Raw genomic sequence first — 18,235 nt, forward strand, 5'->3', positions numbered from 1 at the left:
AAGTGCGGTGCGATAGATGAGGAAGGCGAGGTTGGTGGAGGCATAACCCGGTCCGCCATTGGTGGTGACGAGGATTTCCGCGTAGACGCCGAGCAGGAAGATCGTCTGGATCAGGATGACGACGGTGATGGCGCGCGACAGATGCGGCAGGGTCAGATGGATGAAGCGGTTGACGAAGTTGGCGCCATCCATCTCGGCGGCTTCCTTCTGCTCGCCATCGAGCGATTGCAGCGCGGTCAAGAGGATCAGCGTCGCAAACGGCAGCCATTGCCAGGCGACGATGATGATGATGGAGAGCAGCGGAAACTGCGCAAACCAGTCGACCGGCTGCAGACCGAGGAAGCGTGAGAGATCGGCAAGCACGCCGTAACCGGGATGCATGATCATGTTCTTCCACACCAATGCGGCCACCGGCGGCATGACGAAGAACGGCGAGATGATCATGATGCGCACGATGCCCTGGCCGAAAATGTCATTGTCGAGCAGGAGCGCAATGGCGATGCCGCCGATGACGGTGATCGCAAGCACGCCGCCGACGATCAAAAGCGTGTTCCAGATTGACTGGAAGAAGGCCGGGTCGGTGTAGAAATACTGGTAATTGAAGAGACCCGCAAAGCTGACATTGGCCGGGTTGAGGAGATTGTAGTTCTGGAACGAGAACCACAGCGTCATCGCCAGGGGCACGATCATCCATACCAGCAATAACAGCACCGATGGCGCAAGCATCACCCGCGCCAGACCGCTCGTGTTTCGAGTTGCCATTGCACTCACCTCCCCTTGGGTACAGGCGTCACGACATGCGCCCGGCATATCCGGAAGAACCGGCTCATTCTTGTTTTGATTTGAAAGGCATTAGAGCCGCCTGGCGGCTTCCGACCCGGAGTGTTCGCTGCCCGGCACGGGAGCCGGACAGCGATCTTCGGGAGGATTACTTGATGTAACCGGCGCGGGTCATTTCACGCGTCGCAGTCGACTGGGCGCCCGCAAGCGCATCATCAACGCTGGACTGACCGGCAACGACCGCCGAGAACAGCTGACCAACAGTGGTGCCGAGCGCCTGGAATTCAGGGATCGCCACAAACTGACCGCCGGTGTAAGGCACGGGCTTTACAGTCGGCTTGGTAATATCGGCAGCATCCATGGCGGCAAGCGTCGGCTTGGCGAAGGCGGCGGCCTTTTCATAATCGGCGTTCTTGTAAAGCGAGGTGCGGGTTCCCGGAGGCACGTTTGCCCAGCCTTCCTTGGAAGCGACGAGCGTGGTGTAGTCCTTGCTTGTTGCCCAGGCGATGAACTTTTCGGCAGCTTCCGCCTTCTGCGAGCTCTTCGGGATGGCAAGGTTCCAGGACCACAACCAGTTGCCGTGGTTCTTCAGTTCGCCATGCGTCGGGAAGAGCGCATAACCGACCTTGTCGGCAACGGTCGAATCCTTCGGGTTTGACACGAAGGAGGCAGCGACCGTCGCATCGATCCACATGCCGCATTTGCCCTGCTGGAACAGCGTCAGGTTTTCGTTGAAGCCGTTGGAAGAGGCGCCCGACGGACCGGCGTCCTTCATCAGATCAACATAAAACTGCAGGGAGCTTTTCCACTCCGGCTGATCGAACTGCGGTTTCCAGTTTTCATCGAACCAGCGGCCACCGAAGGAGTTGGTGAGCGCGCTGATAAACGCCATGTTCTCGCCCCAGCCGGCCTTGCCGCGCAGGCACATGCCGTTGATATCGGCCTTGCGGTCGGTAATCTTGCGGGCGGCGTCACCGATGAATTCCCAGGTCGGGTTTTCAGGCATCTTCAGGCCGGCTTTTTCAAACAGGTCCTTGCGATACATGATCATGGCGGATTCGCCGTAGAAGGGTGCTGCGTAAAGCTTGCCCTCGGCGGAAAGGCCGCCACGGATGGCCGGCAGGATGTCATCGACATCGTATTTGTCGCCGAGCTTTTCGAGCGGCAGCAGCCAACCCTGCTTGGCCCAGATCGGCACTTCATAGTTGCCGATGGTCATGATGTCGTATTGGCCGCCATTGGTGGCGATGTCGGTCGTCACGCGCTCGCGCAGGACGTTTTCCTCAAGCGTTACCCATTCGACCTTGATGTCCGGGTTCTTTGCCGTGAAGTCGGAGGTCAGCCCCTGCATACGGATCATATCGCCGTTGTTGACGGTGGCGATGGTCAGCGTTTCGGCGGAAGCAAGGGTGGTAAAGGCGAGGGCCGAGCATGCGCCCAGCAAAATGGTCTTCAGTGTCATATCTTCCTCCCAGAAGAAAAATGATGAGCATTCGCTTTGCTCTGGGGCATTTACTCACTCGCAAGCCGAAAAAGTCAAGCGACATCCTGTGCTGCGACGCACATGGAAAAATCAAATATCTGATTTTGTTGAATTAATTTTTGCTCAATGAGTGAGCAAATATTCACCCGTCGCTTCATCGGTGATGAGACCGTTCAGCAGACCGCCCCGCAAAGCCGCCAGAATCGACGCATTCTTGCGCGCCCCCTGCGCCATGCCGATGACGGTGCAGGTCTCTCGTGACGGAATGGGAACGGAGGCAACGCGCTCGTTGACGGAGTGCTCGAGAATGTGGCCATTGGCATCATACATCCAGCCGCAAATCTCGCCGACCGCACCGCTGGCCATAAGGGCCTTCATCTCATCCACACCGAGGAAACCATCAACGCAGAGCGGCGCGTTTTCCCCGAGTTCGCCAACGCCAACGAAGGTGACATTGGCGGCGGACCCCAGCGCCAGCGTGGAGCGCACCATGGACTGGTCGTGCAGCAGTTCCCGCTCCTCAGCCGACGAGCACAGAACCGGCAGCGGCATCGGAAAATGCCGCGCCTTGATGGCATCGGCCATGCTGAAGATGACGTTATAATAGGCCGCCGAGCCATCCGGCCCGATATTGCCTGTCAGCGACACGATGCGATGCTGCGGGCACTCCATCGGCGGCAACTGGTCCACGGCGGCCTTCAAGGTACGGCCGGTGCCGATGGCGAGCACGATGGGATCGGCATTTTTCAGCCAGCGCTCGATCTCCGCCGCGCCGGCCTCGGCAATGCCAACGGTCGAGGAAACGCCGGCCGGATCGCTCGGCACCACCTCGATATATCTGAGGTCGAATTTCTCTTTCAGCCGTTCGGCTTTTTCCAGACAGGCGGCAATGGGGTGATCAAGCCGGACCTTGATCAGCCGCTCGGCGACGGCCAGCGACACCAGCCGCTGCGCCGACTGCCGGGAGATGCTCATGGCAGCGGCGATCTCATCCTGCGTGCGCCCCGCGACATAATAAAGCCAGCCGGCGCGGGCCGCATCGTCCAGCCGTCCATGTGCGTCGTTTCGTCTGGCCATGCCGCTGCCCTCTCAGAATTATGCTTGAGCATTTGCTGGCATTTTTTTGCGGCGGCTGTCAAACGGTGGGATGAGCAAGGGAGCGTGCGGCGGGCGTAAAATCATCTGGCGTAGCGGTGCGGCGCGTTTCTTCTCCCCGCCGGGGAGAAGGTGGCCCGAAGGGTCGGATGAGGGGGCAAGCTCTCGGTTTATCTCTAACCTTTCCCCCTCATCCCGCTGCCGCGGACTTCTCCCCGGCGGGGAGAAGAAACATGCGGCACTCGATCGTTCCATTGCCTATCACACACTCTAGCACGTTTTGATCAAGCCGCTTCCTGCACCAGATGCCCCGCCGAAACCTCCCGGTAACGCCGCTGCGGCGGCACGTAATCCACCGGGCGGATCGGGCTTTTTATCTCGTCGGTCGCCATGTTGCGACGGATCTGCCGTCGCGCCGGGTCCGGCACGGGAACGGCCGACATCAATTTTTTCGTATAGGGGTGCTGCGGATTGTCGAAGACAGCAGCACGCGGGCCGATTTCGACGATCTCGCCAAGATACATCACCGCGACACGATGGCTGACGCGCTCGACGACCGCCATGTCATGGGAGATGAAAAGGAAGGCGAGGTTGAGGCTTTGTTGCAGGTCGAGCAGCAGGTTGCAGACCTGCGCCTTGATCGAGACATCAAGCGCCGAGACAGCCTCATCGGCAACGATGACCTTGGGATCGAGCATCAGCGAACGGGCAATGGCGATACGTTGGCGCTGGCCGCCGGAGAACTCATGCGGGAAACGCCGCATCATATCCGGGTTGAGACCAACCTTTTCCATCAGGTCCGCCGCCTTTTCGCGCGCCTGCGGCTTGGGTCCAAGTTTATGCTCGATAAAGGGTTCCATGATCGCCGTGCCGATGCTCATGCGCGGATCGAGCGAGGCGAAGGGGTCCTGAAAGATCATCTGCACGCTGCGGCGCATGGTGCGCAGCGTCGTCTTGTCGAGCTTCAGCACCTCGTAACCGTCAAGCATGACATTGCCGGATGTCGGTTCGATCAGCCGGGTGATCGACCGCCCCGTCGTGGATTTGCCGCAACCGGATTCACCGACCAGCGACAGCGTTTCGCCCTCAGCCAGATCGAAGGAGACCTTTTCCACCGCATGCACGGCGCCGGATTTACGGCCGAAAAGACCGGAGCGGATATCGAAACGGGTCGTCAGGTCCTTGACCGAGAGAATTGGCGTGCGGCCGCCGGAAACAGTATCCTTGACCTCGACCACAGGCTGGCTCTCGCCGGTCTTGATATCGATGATCGGGAAACGCGCCGGCAGCGCCCTTTCCTTCATGGAGCCGAGCTTCGGCACCGCCGAGAGCAAAGCACGCGTATAGGGATGATGGCCGCGGTGGAAGATATCGTCGGTGGTGCCGGTTTCCACGACATCACCACGGAACATGACGATAGTACGGTCAGCCACTTCCGCCACCACGCCCATATCATGGGTGATGAACAGGACCGACATGCCCTCCTCTTCCTGCAATTGCTTGATGAGGTCGAGAATCTGGCCCTGGATGGTCACGTCGAGCGCCGTTGTCGGCTCGTCGGCGATCAGCAGCTTCGGTTTGGAGGCGAGCGCCATGGCGATCATCACGCGCTGGCGCATACCGCCTGAAAACTGGTGCGGATAATCGTCGAAACGGTTCTTCGCATTGGGAATGCGCACCTTCTCCAGCAGGCGGATGACCTCAGCCTTGGCGGCAGACGAAGAAATATCCTGATGCACGGTCAACGCTTCGGCGATCTGCTTGCCGATCGGGAAGATCGGATTGAGGCTGGTCATCGGCTCCTGGAAGATCATCGAAATGTCTTTTCCGCGAACCTTGCGCATCTCCTCTTCCGGCAGCGCCAGCAGGTCGCGCCCGCCGAGCATGACCTTGCCTTCGATGCGGCTCGTCTTTTTATCGAGCAGGCGCATGATTGAGAGCGAGGTGACGCTTTTGCCCGAGCCGCTCTCACCGACGATCGCCACCGTTTCGTGCGGCGCGATCTCGAAACTCATATTGCGGACCACGGATTTCCAGCCGCCGTCGACGCGGAAGGATGTGGTGAGATTCTGAACCGATAAAACCGGGCTGACTGAACCGCCGGTCTGTTCCATTGATGTCGCCGCCAAAAGCATGCCGATCTCCTGAAAAGCAGAAGGCGGCCATGACGGCCGCCGGATGTCTTACGCAGCAAGTGCCTTTTCGGCCATCGAAACCCAGTAGCTGATGCCGTAGGGCAGCGCATCATCGTTGAAATCATAGGCGGCGTTGTGCAGCCCGGCGGTATCGCCATTGCCGATGAAGATGAAGGCGCCGGGGCGGGCTTCCAGCATGTAGGAGAAATCTTCCGCACCCATATGCGGGCTGGGATTGGTGTTGACGGCGTTGGCGCCAGCCACGCCCATCGCCACGCCGGTCGCAAATTCCGTCTCATCACTGTGGTTGAAGGTGACCGGATAGCCGCGGTGGTATTTCACCTCAACGGTGGCGCCATGCGCCATGGCCGTGGCGGTCGCCACTTCCTTCAGGCGTTTTTCGGCGAAATCACGGGTTTCCGGCAGCAGTGTGCGCACCGTGCCGGTTAGCGTCACCGAGCCGGGAATGACATTGACGGCTGTGCCGCCATGGGTGGTGGCGACGGTGACGACGAGCGATTTCAGCGGGTCCGTCTCCCGCGAGACGATGGATTGCAGGGCGATGATGATATGCGCCGAGGTCAGCACCGGATCGATGGAAAGATGCGGTGCGGCCGCATGGCTGCCCTTGCCGGTGATGACGATCTCGAAACTATCCGCCGCCGCCATGGTCGAGCCCTTGCGGATGGCGAACTGGCCGACGGGAATGCCCGGCTCATTATGCATGCCATAGACCTGGGAAATGCCGAATTTCTCCATCATGCCATCATTCAGCATGGCAAGTGCCCCCGCCCCGCCCTCTTCGGCGGGCTGGAAGATCACGGCCACGGAACCCTTGAAATTGCGGGTCTCGGCCAGATATTGCGCCGCGCCAAGAAGCATGGCGGTGTGCCCGTCATGGCCGCAGGAATGGGCCTTGCCGGGAACCTTGGAAGCCCAGGGCTTGCCGCTGGTCTCGAGGATCGGCAGGGCATCCATGTCGGAGCGGAAACCGATGGTCGGGCCATCGCCGTGCCGACCCTTGATAATGCCCACCACGCCGGTCTTGCCAATGCCGGTCTCAACGATGTCACAGCCGAAAGACGTTAGTTTCTCGGCCACGAACTTCGATGTTTCGAAGACGTCGTAAAGCAGCTCCGGCGTCTCGTGCAGGTGGCGCCTCCAGCCGGCAACATCTTCCTGCATCTCGGCCACACGGTTCAATATCGGCATTCCCAGTTTTCCTTTTTTGTTCCCCGCCGGGTTGTCGGGAGCCATATTGCGTTTGGAATTTCTACTTTTGCAAGTCTGAATTTTGCTGCATGAGCGAAAAATAGGCCAAAAGGCGAATGGCTCAAATTTTGTTCATCAATAAGAGTTTGGGGCTTGATTTTCAAAAAAACTGACAATAGCATCATCCGGAATGGAGGAGTATTCCTTAGCAAAGTCAAATACTTACAAACAATAGACCTTGCACATGACGACGGGAAAAGCGTCAAACATTCAAATAGATAAAATCTAAAAAGGGGAAAAACACGATGAAGAAGCGCAGCGTTCTCTTTGCCAGCACGGTGGCGGCCATGGCCCTCGCAGGCACTGTCGCCCATGCCGAGCGCGGCAGTGACGGCGAACTGAAAATCCTGTTCTGGCAGGCCGTATCGACACTTAATCCTTACCTTTCCGCTGGCACGAAGGAAGTCTACAGCTCGTCCATGGTGATTGAGCCGCTGGCGCGCTACGACGAAAAGGGCGAGCTGGTGCCGATGCTGGTGAGCGAGATCCCGACCGTCGATAATGGCGGCGTAGCAAAAGACCTGCTCAGCATGACCTGGAAGCTGAAAAGCGATGTCAAATGGTCTGACGGCACGCCGCTCACCGCTGACGATGTGGTTTTCACCTGGAAATATTGCACCGCACCGGACGGTGGCTGCGCGCAGGCGGCACAATATGAAGGCGTGAAAAACGTCGAGGCCGTCGACGCCCACACCGTCAAGATCAGCTTCACCGAACCAAAACCTTACCCCTATTCCGCATTCGTCGGCGCACAGTCGCCGGTCATCCAGAAGAAGCAGTTCGAAAACTGCGTCGGCGCTGCCGCACCCGGCTGCACATCCGCCAATTTCGGCCCCATTGGCACCGGCCCCTTCGTGGTCAAGGATTTCAAACCGAATGACGTGATCAGCTTCGTCGCCAACACCAATTATCGCGACCCCGCCAAGCCCGCCTTCGCCACAGTGACCCTGAAAGGCGGCGGCGATGCGGCTTCCGCTGCGCGTGCCGTTCTTGAAACGGGCGAATTCGACTACGCATGGAACATGCAGGTGGAGCCGGAAATCCTCGCCACCATGGTGGCGGCCGGCAAGGGCAAGCTGGAAACCGCCTTCGGCACGCAGGTCGAGCGCATCAATCTCAATTGGTACAATCCCGATCCCGCCCTGGGTGACAAGCGCTCCACCAAGGAGGGCGGGCCGCACCCGGCGCTTTCCGATCCGGCCGTGCGCCGGGCGCTCTCGCTCGCCATTGATCGCGACATTATCGACGAGACGGGTTATGGCGAGGCGGGCAAGCCGACCTGCAACATCGTGCCAGCACCTGAGGCCGTCGCTTCGACGAAAAACGACAGCTGGTGCCTGAAGCAGGATGTGGAAGGTGCAAACAAGCTGCTGGATGATGCAGGCTGGGTGAAGGGATCAGACGGCATCCGCGCCAAGAACGGCGTGAAGCTGTCCTTCCTCTACCAGACCTCCACCAACTCCGTTCGCCAGGCGGCGCAGGAACTGGTGAAAGACATGTGGTCGCAGATCGGCGTTGCGGCTGAACTTCGCAATGTCAGCGCCTCGGTGTTCTTCGGCGGCGACCCGGCAAGCCCGGATACCTTCCAGAAATTTTATGCCGACGTTGAAATGTACACCAACAATTTCGACGGCACCGATCCGGAAAAATATCTGGCGGAATGGCTGTGCGACAAGATCCCTGCCCCGGCCAACGGCTGGCAGGGACAGAATGTTCCGCGTTATTGCAACCCGGAATTCGACAAGCTGGTGGGCGTCCTTTCCAAGACCACGGACTTTGCCAAGCGCGGGGAAATCGCCAAGCAGCTGAACGACATGCTGACGGAAGAAGGCGCGCATATTCCGCTCATCCACCGCGGCAACGTTTCCTCACATTCGCTGACGCTGGAAGGCGTTCGCATGAATGCCTGGGATTCGGAACTCTGGAACGTCGCGGACTGGTCCCGCAAAAAGTAACACGCAGATGCGCCGGCTCCCCGACAAGGGGCCGGCCTTTTGCATGCCCCCTGGACCATGTTCTGAAGACACATTTGCAGCGTCACGGCGAAGATGCTCCCAATTTTCGTGCTGTCGCGCTCTGGGTCTGGAGAGTTTCAGATGTTTGCCTTTACGCTCCGGCGGCTTGCCTTTGCCGTACCGACGTTGCTCGTCATCAGCTTCGTCATCTTCGCGCTGCTCGATCTTGCGCCCAACGACCCGACCGGCGACCTGCCGCTGACCATTCCGCCTGAAGTGCGCGAGCAGATCCGCGCCTCGCTTGGCCTCGACCAACCCTTCTTCATCCGTTACCTGATGTGGCTGCAACAGTTCTTCATCAACGAACCTTTGAACCTCTTCGAAAAGCTGACCGGCTGGCAGATCGGCGATGGCAGCCGTATGCGGGTTCTTTCCTGGGCCACCCGCAGCCCGGTGGTCGATCTCGTCATTCAGCGCATGCCGCAGACGCTGTGGGTGGTGGGCCTCGCCTATCTCTTCGGCGCGCTGCTGGCGATCCCGATCGGCGTCATCTCCGCCTACAAGCAATATTCGATCTTCGACCAGATCGGCACCTTCATTTCCATGGTCGGTTATTCGGTTCCGACCTTCTTCACCGGCGTGCTGCTGGTCGTCATCTTCAGCTCCTATCTGCAATGGTTCCCTTCCGTTTACGACACCAATCTGAGGGTCTCGGACTGGGCAAGCTTCGTGGCGCAGGTGAAGCAGATGTTCCTGCCGGTGCTGGTGCTGACGCTCTACAATGTCTCGCAGATCAGCCGCTTCGTGCGCGCCTCCATGCTGGACAATCTGCATCAGGATTATGTGCGCACGGCACGCGCCAAGGGCGTGAAGGAAAAATCCGTCCTGCTCGTCCACGTGCTGCGCAACAGCCTGATCCCTGTTGTGACCGTGATTGCACTCGGCGTGCCGACCATCTTTTCCGGCGCCATCATCACCGAGCAGATTTTTCGCGTGAACGGGCTTGGCCAATTGCTGATAACAGCGGTTCAGGGCGCGGATATTCCGCTGGTGCAGACGCTGACCTTCATTTTCGCGGTGCTGATCGTGCTCTTCAACCTGATTGCCGACGTGCTGTACGGCATTCTCGACCCGAGGATCCGCTATGACTGACGCCACCATTGCAGCGCCGACGGTTGCGGCCACCCCCACGCAATCCGCCCTTGCCGATATCTGGAAACAGTTCCGCGTTCACAAGGGCGGCGTGGCAGGGCTCTTCGTCTTCGTCTTCATCCTGCTTGCGGTCTATGTCGGCCCCTATATCCACACCGTCGCGCCGAACGCCATCAACGTGAAGGAACGCAACCAGTGGCCATCCCTGGCCCATCCCTTCGGCACCGATAATCTCGGCAAGGACATGCTGGCGCAGGTTCTGGCTGGTGGGCGCATCTCACTTGCCGTCGGCATCACCGCCATGCTGCTGGCGCTGTTTCTCGGCACGCTGGTGGGGGTGCTGTCAGGTTATTTCCGCAGGCTCGACGGTCCGCTGATGCGGCTGACCGACCTGTTCCTCGCCCTGCCACTTCTGCCGCTGCTGCTCGTCATCCTGATGCTGTTTCGCGATACGTTGCGCGCGGCATTCGGTCCGGAAACCGGCATCTTCATCCTGATTGTCTTCGTGATCGGAATAACCAGCTGGATGCACACCGCCCGTATCGTGCGCGGCGATGTGCTGACGATCAAAAGCCAGGAATTCATCATGGCGGCGAAATCGAGCGGCATGCGCGAATATCGCATCATCCTGAGGCACATCCTGCCGAATGTGCTGAGTTCGATCATGGTCTCTGCCACCCTCGGCATTGCCGCCGCCATCATCACGGAATCGGCGCTCTCCTTCCTCGGTCTCGGCTTCCCCTCCGACTTTCCGACCTGGGGACGTCTGCTGTTTGATGGCGCCAACTTCCTGCAACTGACACCGTCGCGTGTGTTATGGCCGGGGCTGGCGATTTCACTGACTGTTCTGAGCGTCAATTATATCGGCGATGCGGTGCGTGATGCGCTGGATCCAAGGGCGCTGAAGAGCTGAGGAGACGCCGTTCCCTGCGTCACAAGAACCTCTCCACCGTCATCCTCGGGCTTGACCCGAGGATCCATTGCCGCGCGTGACTGTGGTTCCTCGGGTTAAACCCGAGGATGACGTCGGGTGCAAGTTGATCCACTATCGAGCCCAAAGTTACCACCTAATGGTAATTCACCTTCTCCGCATCGAGAATGCTGTCCGCATCCAGCGCCGCAATCGGAATATCCATCCGCGCGGGAATATCGCCGGAAAGCTGCAGTGCGAGATACCGCCCGCAACAGACCCGCAGGAACGATGTGAAATTGCCGAGATCGTGCCCGGCATCAATCGATTCATTATAAAGCTTGGCGATGAGCTGCACGCTGTTCATGCCATCGCGGCGCGCGATCTCGTCCAGCGTCGTCCAGAAGAAGTTCTCAAGCCGCACACTTGTGACCATGCCGTCGATCCTGAGTGACCGCGTATGGCTTTCCCAAAGCGTGGGGTCTGCCTTGATGAAAAGCTTGCACATGGTTTCCTCCCTCACCACGCCTGAAAGATAGGCGGAAAACGGGGCCGGAAAAAGCCCCGTTTCGCCGGTCTTATTTGCTAAGCACGGCCATGAATTGCGAAAGCCAGGCCGGATGGGCCGGCCATGCGGGCGCCGTCACCAGCTTGCCGTCGGTAACGGCCGCATCGATGGCGATATCGGCATAGGTGCCGCCCGCCAGCTCGACCTCGGGACGGCAGGCGGGATAGGCCGAGCAGGTGCGGCCCTTGAGCACACCGGCCGCCGCCAGCAATTGCGCACCATGGCAGACGGCGGCCACCGGCTTGTCAGCCTCGAAGAAATGTTTCACCGCCGCCAGCACATCCGCATTAAGGCGGAGATATTCCGGCGCGCGGCCGCCGGGAATGACCAGCGCATCGTAATCGGCAACCTTGATATCGGCGAAGGTGGCGTTGAGCGCGAAATTATGGCCACGTTTTTCCGAATAGGTCTGGTCGCCCTCGAAATCGTGGATGGCCGTGGCAATGGTCTGGCCCGCCTTCTTGCCGGGGCAGACGGCATGCACCGTGTGGCCGACAGCAAGCAGCGTCTGAAACGGCACCATGGTCTCATAATCCTCGGCGAAATCGCCGGTGATCATCAAAATCTTCTTCGGCATGTCTGCTCCTCCCGTTTTCGAATGCCTTTGAGCACCCTAACAGGCAGGATCGAGACGCGGGTATTATGGCAATACTACATGGCCGATAAAGGTGGGATCAGCGGGCCTGCGGCGGCTGCGGCCAGCGTCTCACACCGCCGCCCCAATTCTCGAACGCCTTTGAAAGTTTGAGCACGAACAAATCCTCGTAACGGGGGCCGACGATCTGCAGGCCGATCGGCATGCCGGATGCCGAGTAACCGCAATTGATCGAGGAAGCCGGCTGTTCCGACATGTTCCACGGCACCGTGAAGGCAATATGTTCGAACGGCCTTGCGGGATCATTGGTGGGCGAGGCCCAGTCGGCCGGATAGGAGACGATTGGATTGGTGGGCGAGATAACCGCATCCACTGTCTGCATCAGCCGCCCGCAGGTCTTGCGCATTTCCATCGTCTGATTGAAACCGAAGACCGCACGGGAACCGCTAACCTCCGCCCCCTTCTCCGCCCATTCGAGAATATAGGGGAGGATCGCCGCGCGGCGTTCATCGCTCAGCGCCACCATATCGCCCCAGAATTTCGCCCGCCAGAAATCATCTAGCCCGTCCAGCATCTCGCGCGTCAGCACCGGCTCGACCGGGATGACGATAGCACCAGCCGCCTCGAACAGCTTTGCAGCCGCGACAACAGCATAGCGCACCTCTTCATCCAGCGGCAGGCCGCAGCCGGCATCCAGCATGAGGCCGATTTTCAGGCCTTTCACGTCGATATCGAGATCCATCCAGTCGATGTTGTTCGGCGGCAGTGATGTACCATCTCGCCAGTCGGGCCGCGAAAGCGTCGCCATGGCATAGGCGGCATCAACGACGGTGCGGGTCATCGGCCCGGCGCAGCGACCGGTATAATAGGGATCGACCGGGATGCGGCCCTGGCTCGGCTTGAAGCCCAAGAGACCGGTCCACCCGGCCGGGAGCCGCACCGAGCCGCCAATATCCGTGCCGATATGCAGCGTACCATAACTCGCAGCGCCTGCCGAAGCCGCGCCGGCGCTGGAACCGCCAGGGTTCTGGGTGGGGTCCCACGGGTTGCGGCTGAGCTTGTGGAAGCTGGAAAGGCCTGACGATAACATGCCGTAATCCGGGCAGGTGGTCTTCGCGTAAAGGATCGCGCCATCCTCGCGGCAGCGGGCAGCCACCGGCGCGTCTTCAGCCGCAGGCACCAGTTCCACCGCCCTGGTGCCGAGGGGCACCGGGTGGCCCTTCGTGGCGATGAGTTCCTTCAGCGAGACCGGAATGCCATCGAGAGCCCCGAGCGTTTCGCCTTTTTGCCAACGCTCCGTCGAGGCCAGCGCCTGCCTGCGTGCATCTTCCGGATCATAAGCATAAAGCGCGTTCACCACCGGTTCGAAAGCATCGATACGCGCCTCCACCGCCTGCCAATATTCCGATGGCGAGAGTTTCCTCTCCCGGTAAAGAGCCAGGATTTCGAGCGTGTTGAGGTCTATGAGATCGGTCATGGCATCGTCTCGTCAGAAAAACAGGAAATTGGGGCGATATCGGCTTGAAACGGTCAGCCGGTATCGCGCGGGTCCAGCAGGTCGCGCAGGCCATCGCCGAGAAGATTGAGGCCGAAGACGGCGAGCGCAATCGCAAGGCCGGGCATGATGGCAAGCCAGGGTGCCGCGCCAAGATAGGTCTGCGCATCGGCGAGCATTCGTCCCCAGGTGGCGGCGGGTGGCGGCATGCCAAGACCGAGGAAGGAGAGGCCTGCTTCCGTCAATATCGCAAGACCGAGCTGGATCGTCACCTGCACGATGATCTGGTTGGAAATATTCGGCACGATATGGAAAAGCGTGATCTTGGCGCGGTTCTGGCCGATGCTGATGGCAGCGGTGATGTATTCCCGCGCCCATATCTGCAGTGCGGCCCCCAGCGTCAGCCGCGCAAACACCGGCACCATGAAGGTGGCGATGGCGATGATGGCGGTAAAACGGCCCGTGCCGATGAAGGCGCCAAGCATCATCGCCGACAGGATGGGCGGCACGGCGAAGATGATGTCGCAGATGCGCATGACCACGGTTTCGGTGAAACCGCGCAGCGCCGCAACCGCCACGCCGATGGTCGTGCCGATAAATGCACCGATGGCGACGGCGGCGATGGAGGTGGACAGCGAATTCCACGCACCGGCCATCAGCATGGACAACACGTCGCGGCCAAAATGATCCGTGCCGAGGCCGCCATAAACGAATGGCGATTTCAGCTTCTGGACGATCTGCATCTTTGTGGGGGACACCGGCGTCCAGACCAGCGACAGAAGGGCAACGGCAACGAGGAAGGTGGTGACGGCGATGCCGACAACGAAGGCCGGGCGGCGGCGGATAAATCGCATCATCGCGCACCTGCCCGCAGTCTCGGATCGATGAAGAGATAGGCGATATCGACAACGAAATTCATGATGATGACCAGCGCCGAGAAGAACAGCACGACGGATTGCATGACGACGATGTCGCGTTGGGTCAGCGCCTGATAGGCAAGCCGCCCGAGGCCCGGCAGGTTGAAGACATTCTCGACAAGCACCGCGCCGGCAATCAAAAAGGTGAATTGCAGGCCGATCATGGTGACAACGGGGATCATCGCATTCGGAACCGCATGCCGCCACAGCGCCACCCGCTCGCTCAAGCCCTTGGCGCGGGCGGTGCGCACGAAATCCTCATTCATCACTTCAAGCACGGCGGAACGGCAGACGCGGGTGAGAACCCCGGCCTGCGACAGCGCCAGGGCGATTGCCGGCAGCACCAGCGCCACAAGCCCTGCCGAAAAGCTTGGCGTCCAGCCAGGAAAACCACCCGATGGCATCCAGCCGAGCGTGGTGGAAAACACGATGATGAGCAGCAGCCCGACCCAGAAACCCGGCACGGCAATGCCCACATGGGAAAACAGCCCGGCCGCAAAATCCAGCGCCCCGTTGCGGTTCCGCGCCGCCGCCACGCCAAGCGGAATGGCAATGGCAACGGACAGGCAGACGGCAAGCAGCGCGAGCGGCAGGGTAACGGCCAGCCGCTCAATAATCAGCCCCGCCACAGGCACGCCATAGGTATAGGATTGCCCGAGATCGCCATGAAACACGCCGGCGAGCCAGTGGAGATAACGCAGCGGCAGCGGCTGATCGAGGCCCATCTGCTTCTGCAGGGCGGCCAGCGTATCGGGGCTCGCCGAAGTGCCGAGCATGATGGCGGCTGGATCACCCGGCAGCAGGCCCATGACGACATAGATGATGAGGGAGACGGCAAACAGCGTGATGACGAGGCTTGCGAGACGCCGGATGAGGACGGTTAACATCTGGCATCTTCTCCTTGCTTTGTTTCGCCTGCGGTCGAAGGTCCAGTTATCTCTCTCCCGTCATTCCGGCCCTGAGCCGGAATCCAGCCGACGCGCGTCTGCGCGGCGGAGAGAGCCCTTTCAGCCCAAGGACTTGGGCTGGCTGGATGCCGGATCAAGTCCGGCATGACGGAAGAAACGGGTATCGACAAACGTCACTCTTCCCAATGCACATCCGTCAGCACATTCGAGGGAATGGGCTCGTTTTCCCACAGCCCCTTCACCTTCCTGTCCCAGACACCAAGCTTCGGCATCACGAACAGAAAAAGAGCCGGCACATCTTCGGCGAGGATTTTCTGGGCGTCGCCATAAAGCTTTTCCTGCTCAGCGGCATCCGCCGTCTTTTCGACGCTGGCGATGACCTCATTGAAGGTCGGGTTCTTGTAGTTGAAATAATAGGGATCGCGGGAATAGATATCGATATCCATCGGCTCGGCATGGGCGACGATGGTCATGTCGTAATCCGCGCCCTTCAGAACATCCGCCACCCATTTGGCCGGAAATTCGGTGGTCTCGATGGTCATGGTCACACCTATTTCGGCCAGCATCGCCTGCAGGATTTGCGAGGTGCGCTGGGCATAGGCCATCTGCGGGGCCTTGATGGTGAAACTAAAACCGTCGGCATACCCCGCTTCGGCAAGCAGCGCCCTCGCTTTGTCGACATCGTAAGGGTGCACCCCTGTCGTATCGATGTATCCGCGGTCATTAGGTGTGTAGTGGCTGCCAATGGCCGTGCCGTAACCGGACCAGGCGCCTTCAATGACAGTGCCCCGATCCACCGCCATCATCAGCGCCTGTCGCACGCGTTTGTCGTCAAAAGGCTTGCGGGCATTGTTCATGCCGGCCACGACCTTCAGCTCGGTATTGCCGACAAAGGTGCCGAGGCGTTTATCGCCATCAAAGGAGGTCATCAGTTCCGGCGCACCGAATTCCGGGAAGGCATCGATATCGCCCGATTTCAGGGCCGCCGCCTGCGCCTGCGGGTCGGACACGAAGCGGAAAGTCGCCCTGTCGAGTTTCACCGCCACGGCCTTGTCCCAATAGGCGGCGTTCTTCTCCAGTTCCACCTTGTCGCCCTTCGCCCAGTTCACGAATTTGAACGGGCCGGTGCCGATGGGTGTGGTGCGGTTATTGTCGGCGCTTTTCGGCGCGACCATCACGGAGGCAGGCCAGCCGAGCCAGTAAAGAAGGCTGCCGGCCGGCTGCTTCAGCTTCAGCACCAGCGTTGCGGCATCCGGTGTCTCGATACTGTCGATGGCGGCGAAGAAACGTTTCTGCGGATTGACCGAGCTTTCGCCACGCGCCTGATCCAGCGAGAATTTGGCTACGGCGGAATCGAAAGCCTCACCATCGTGGAAGGTGACGCCCTTGCGCAGCTTGAATGTGTAGGTCTTGCCGTCAGGCGCAATTTCCCAGCTTTCGGCAAGCTGCGGCTTCACCTTGCCGTCGCGGTCGATCGTCACCAGACCTTCAAAGACATTCTGCCAGGTCACCTGACCGATGGCGACGGGGGCGGCAATAGTCGGATCGAGGCCGGTCGGCTCGACTGCCATGCCCAGCGTCAGCGCGGTTTTCGGCGCAGCCTCAGCCCCCGCAAGCGAAAGCGGCAGCCAGAGCGCGGTGCCCAATGCGAGGGTCAGCGCGGTGCGGCGCGAAAGCGTTGCCGCCTGCGAAAGATAAGTGCGTGGCATCCTTAGTCCCCTGTCTGGCGGCCGGGGCATTTTTGCCCTTCCGAAGACCACCCGTTGCAAAAAGAGTGTCATGTTGCAGGCGCACACACAATCTCGATTTTTGTGTGCTCCGTGTAGCTGAAATGGCTACACGGAAATGCGAACGGAAATCAACCTCTCCGACAGAAACACCGACTGCCCCGCCTACCCAGCCGTCGCCTCGCGCATGAAGCGCTCGATGAAATCGGCAAGCTTGGAGGCGGCGAAGGATAATTGCCGGTCAGGCGCAACGCAGAGATCGATCTGGGTATGGATGCCTTTTTTGCCGGTCAAGGGAATGGCAACCATCTGGCCGCTGCGGATTTCACGCGCCACCGAAAGCGCCGGCAGCAGCGTGGCGGCGGCGTGACCCAGCACCAGCTCCTTCAGCATTTCCAGCGAACTGGTAATGAAGACGGGATCAAGCTCAATACCGGCATCGGCAAACAGCGTGTCGAATGCCTGCCGCGCGGCAAAACTTTTGTCCGGCAGGGCAAGCGGCAGGCCGGCCAGCTCCTTCAGCGAGACTTCCGGCTGGGCGGCGAGCGCATGGCCGGCCGGGAAGATGACATCATAGCTGATGCGGGTGCGCGAACGCACTTTCACACCGGAAACCTTTGGGGCAAAAAGGCTGACGACCAGATCGGCCTCAGCCGCGCCCAGCGCCTCCATCGCCTGGCGGGCGCTGGTAATATGCACCTCGAAACGCAGTTTTGGATATTTCAGGCTGAACTGCGCCAGCACCGGCGCCAGAAGATTGGCCACCGTCGCGCCATTGGCATAGACCGTGACGCGGCCGCGCTGCAGCCCCTTCAGGTCATCGATCAGCTGGTGCACATGGTCGAGCTCGCGCAGCGTCTTGCCGGCACGGGCGGCGAGCAGCTCACCTGCCGCCGTCAACTTCACGCCGCGGCTGGATCGCTCCACCAGCGGCGAGCCGAAATAATATTCGAGATTTTCGATCTGTCGGCTGACCGCCGTTGGCGCGACATTCAGGTTTTCCGCCGCGGCGCGCATGGAATTGGTGCGGACGAGTTCGTCAAAATACATCAAGGCGCGCAGTTGCATGGGGTGGAAACCTTATTCGGGTGGGCCGATGTGGCGGGCCAGCATATCATCGCAGCACGATGAGAAAATACCTCACCCAAGAAGATCACCTGTGGAACGAAAGCGCACCACTTGTTTCTTCTCCCCGCCGGGGAGAAGGTGGCGCGCAGCGCCGGATGAGGGGGCGACGGCAGAG

15 protein-coding genes are annotated in these 18,235 nt (G+C 60.1%); 3 read left to right on the forward strand and 12 right to left on the reverse strand.

All coding sequences use genetic code 11. The annotated features are described in order from the left end of the window. From EXN68_RS21785 to EXN68_RS21805, 5 genes are all read right to left on the reverse strand, one after another. The coding region (locus EXN68_RS21785) for a carbohydrate ABC transporter permease (protein WP_142842827.1) at nucleotides 1–762 on the reverse strand (762 nt) is incomplete at its 3' end. Between the two features lie 166 nt (nucleotides 763–928). Then, the gene (locus tag EXN68_RS21790) at nucleotides 929–2,242 is read right to left on the reverse strand and encodes an ABC transporter substrate-binding protein (protein ID WP_142842828.1); all 1,314 of its coding nucleotides are present in this window, start codon (nucleotides 2,240–2,242) and stop codon (nucleotides 929–931) included. Nucleotides 2,243–2,386: 144 nt separating this feature from the next. Further along, nucleotides 2,387–3,340 carry a sugar-binding transcriptional regulator gene (locus EXN68_RS21795; protein WP_142842829.1) on the reverse strand — a complete coding sequence of 318 codons (954 nt, stop codon included), beginning with the start codon at nucleotides 3,338–3,340 and terminating at the stop codon, nucleotides 2,387–2,389. A gap of 302 nt (nucleotides 3,341–3,642) precedes the next feature. Continuing rightward, the gene (locus EXN68_RS21800) at nucleotides 3,643–5,493 is read right to left on the reverse strand and encodes an ABC transporter ATP-binding protein (RefSeq protein ID WP_142842830.1); all 1,851 of its coding nucleotides are present in this window, start codon (nucleotides 5,491–5,493) and stop codon (nucleotides 3,643–3,645) included. A gap of 48 nt (nucleotides 5,494–5,541) precedes the next feature. Continuing rightward, nucleotides 5,542–6,705, reverse strand: a complete 1,164-nt coding sequence (locus tag EXN68_RS21805) for a M20 aminoacylase family protein (RefSeq protein ID WP_142842831.1) — start codon at nucleotides 6,703–6,705, stop codon at nucleotides 5,542–5,544. Nucleotides 6,706–7,010: 305 nt separating this feature from the next. Between EXN68_RS21805 and EXN68_RS21810 the strand changes: the two genes are divergently transcribed. From EXN68_RS21810 to EXN68_RS21820, 3 genes are all read left to right on the forward strand, one after another. Further along, nucleotides 7,011–8,720, forward strand: a complete 1,710-nt coding sequence (locus EXN68_RS21810; RefSeq protein ID WP_142842832.1) for a peptide ABC transporter substrate-binding protein — start codon at nucleotides 7,011–7,013, stop codon at nucleotides 8,718–8,720. Nucleotides 8,721–8,861: 141 nt separating this feature from the next. Continuing rightward, nucleotides 8,862–9,872: an ABC transporter permease gene (locus EXN68_RS21815; protein ID WP_142842833.1), complete on the forward strand. Its 1,011-nt coding sequence runs from the start codon at nucleotides 8,862–8,864 to the stop codon at nucleotides 9,870–9,872. After that, entirely contained in the window at nucleotides 9,865–10,785 is a 921-nt protein-coding gene (locus EXN68_RS21820; RefSeq protein WP_142842834.1) for an ABC transporter permease, read from the forward strand. The genes EXN68_RS21815 and EXN68_RS21820 overlap by 8 nt, the downstream gene beginning before the upstream one ends. A gap of 154 nt (nucleotides 10,786–10,939) precedes the next feature. On the opposite strand, the gene EXN68_RS21825 is transcribed toward EXN68_RS21820, so the two are convergent. The 7 genes from EXN68_RS21825 to EXN68_RS21855 all read right to left on the reverse strand — a co-directional run bounded on the left by EXN68_RS21825 (nucleotide 10,940) and on the right by EXN68_RS21855 (nucleotide 18,060). After that, nucleotides 10,940–11,290: a ribbon-helix-helix domain-containing protein gene (locus EXN68_RS21825; RefSeq protein WP_142842835.1), complete on the reverse strand. Its 351-nt coding sequence runs from the start codon at nucleotides 11,288–11,290 to the stop codon at nucleotides 10,940–10,942. Nucleotides 11,291–11,360: 70 nt separating this feature from the next. After that, nucleotides 11,361–11,927, reverse strand: coding sequence for a DJ-1/PfpI family protein (locus tag EXN68_RS21830; RefSeq protein ID WP_161991443.1), 567 nt, complete (start codon nucleotides 11,925–11,927; stop codon nucleotides 11,361–11,363). Nucleotides 11,928–12,024: 97 nt separating this feature from the next. After that, complete coding sequence (locus EXN68_RS21835; RefSeq protein WP_142842836.1) at nucleotides 12,025–13,422, reverse strand: amidase; 1,398 nt, start codon at nucleotides 13,420–13,422, stop codon at nucleotides 12,025–12,027. 53 nt (nucleotides 13,423–13,475) lie between these two features. Beyond that, entirely contained in the window at nucleotides 13,476–14,297 is an 822-nt protein-coding gene (locus EXN68_RS21840; RefSeq protein ID WP_161991444.1) for an ABC transporter permease, read from the reverse strand. Continuing rightward, on the reverse strand, nucleotides 14,294–15,244 hold the full coding sequence (locus EXN68_RS21845) for an ABC transporter permease (RefSeq protein ID WP_142842837.1): 951 nt from the start codon (nucleotides 15,242–15,244) through the stop codon (nucleotides 14,294–14,296). Before EXN68_RS21845 ends, EXN68_RS21840 begins: the two co-directional genes overlap by 4 nt. A 194-nt stretch (nucleotides 15,245–15,438) precedes the next feature. Next, nucleotides 15,439–16,974, reverse strand: coding sequence for an ABC transporter substrate-binding protein (locus EXN68_RS21850; RefSeq protein WP_142842838.1), 1,536 nt, complete (start codon nucleotides 16,972–16,974; stop codon nucleotides 15,439–15,441). A gap of 183 nt (nucleotides 16,975–17,157) precedes the next feature. Continuing rightward, on the reverse strand, nucleotides 17,158–18,060 hold the full coding sequence (locus EXN68_RS21855; protein WP_142842839.1) for a LysR family transcriptional regulator: 903 nt from the start codon (nucleotides 18,058–18,060) through the stop codon (nucleotides 17,158–17,160). Between the last annotated feature and the right edge of the window lie 175 nt (nucleotides 18,061–18,235).

This window comes from Martinezella rhizogenes (assembly GCF_007002745.1).
Taxonomy (GTDB): domain Bacteria; phylum Pseudomonadota; class Alphaproteobacteria; order Rhizobiales; family Rhizobiaceae; genus Agrobacterium; species Agrobacterium cucumeris.

Coding starts and splice junctions, on each gene's coding strand:
- EXN68_RS21790 (WP_142842828.1), bottom strand. CDS start 2,242: ATGACACTGAAGACCATTTTGCTGGGCGCATGCTCGGCCCTCGCCTTT.
- EXN68_RS21795 (WP_142842829.1), bottom strand. CDS start 3,340: ATGGCCAGACGAAACGACGCACATGGACGGCTGGACGATGCGGCCCGC.
- EXN68_RS21800 (WP_142842830.1), bottom strand. CDS start 5,493: ATGCTTTTGGCGGCGACATCAATGGAACAGACCGGCGGTTCAGTCAGC.
- EXN68_RS21805 (WP_142842831.1), bottom strand. CDS start 6,705: ATGCCGATATTGAACCGTGTGGCCGAGATGCAGGAAGATGTTGCCGGC.
- EXN68_RS21810 (WP_142842832.1), top strand. CDS start 7,011: ATGAAGAAGCGCAGCGTTCTCTTTGCCAGCACGGTGGCGGCCATGGCC.
- EXN68_RS21815 (WP_142842833.1), top strand. CDS start 8,862: ATGTTTGCCTTTACGCTCCGGCGGCTTGCCTTTGCCGTACCGACGTTG.
- EXN68_RS21820 (WP_142842834.1), top strand. CDS start 9,865: ATGACTGACGCCACCATTGCAGCGCCGACGGTTGCGGCCACCCCCACG.
- EXN68_RS21825 (WP_142842835.1), bottom strand. CDS start 11,290: ATGTGCAAGCTTTTCATCAAGGCAGACCCCACGCTTTGGGAAAGCCAT.
- EXN68_RS21830 (WP_161991443.1), bottom strand. CDS start 11,927: ATGCCGAAGAAGATTTTGATGATCACCGGCGATTTCGCCGAGGATTAT.
- EXN68_RS21835 (WP_142842836.1), bottom strand. CDS start 13,422: ATGACCGATCTCATAGACCTCAACACGCTCGAAATCCTGGCTCTTTAC.
- EXN68_RS21840 (WP_161991444.1), bottom strand. CDS start 14,297: ATGATGCGATTTATCCGCCGCCGCCCGGCCTTCGTTGTCGGCATCGCC.
- EXN68_RS21845 (WP_142842837.1), bottom strand. CDS start 15,244: ATGTTAACCGTCCTCATCCGGCGTCTCGCAAGCCTCGTCATCACGCTG.
- EXN68_RS21850 (WP_142842838.1), bottom strand. CDS start 16,974: ATGCCACGCACTTATCTTTCGCAGGCGGCAACGCTTTCGCGCCGCACC.
- EXN68_RS21855 (WP_142842839.1), bottom strand. CDS start 18,060: ATGCAACTGCGCGCCTTGATGTATTTTGACGAACTCGTCCGCACCAAT.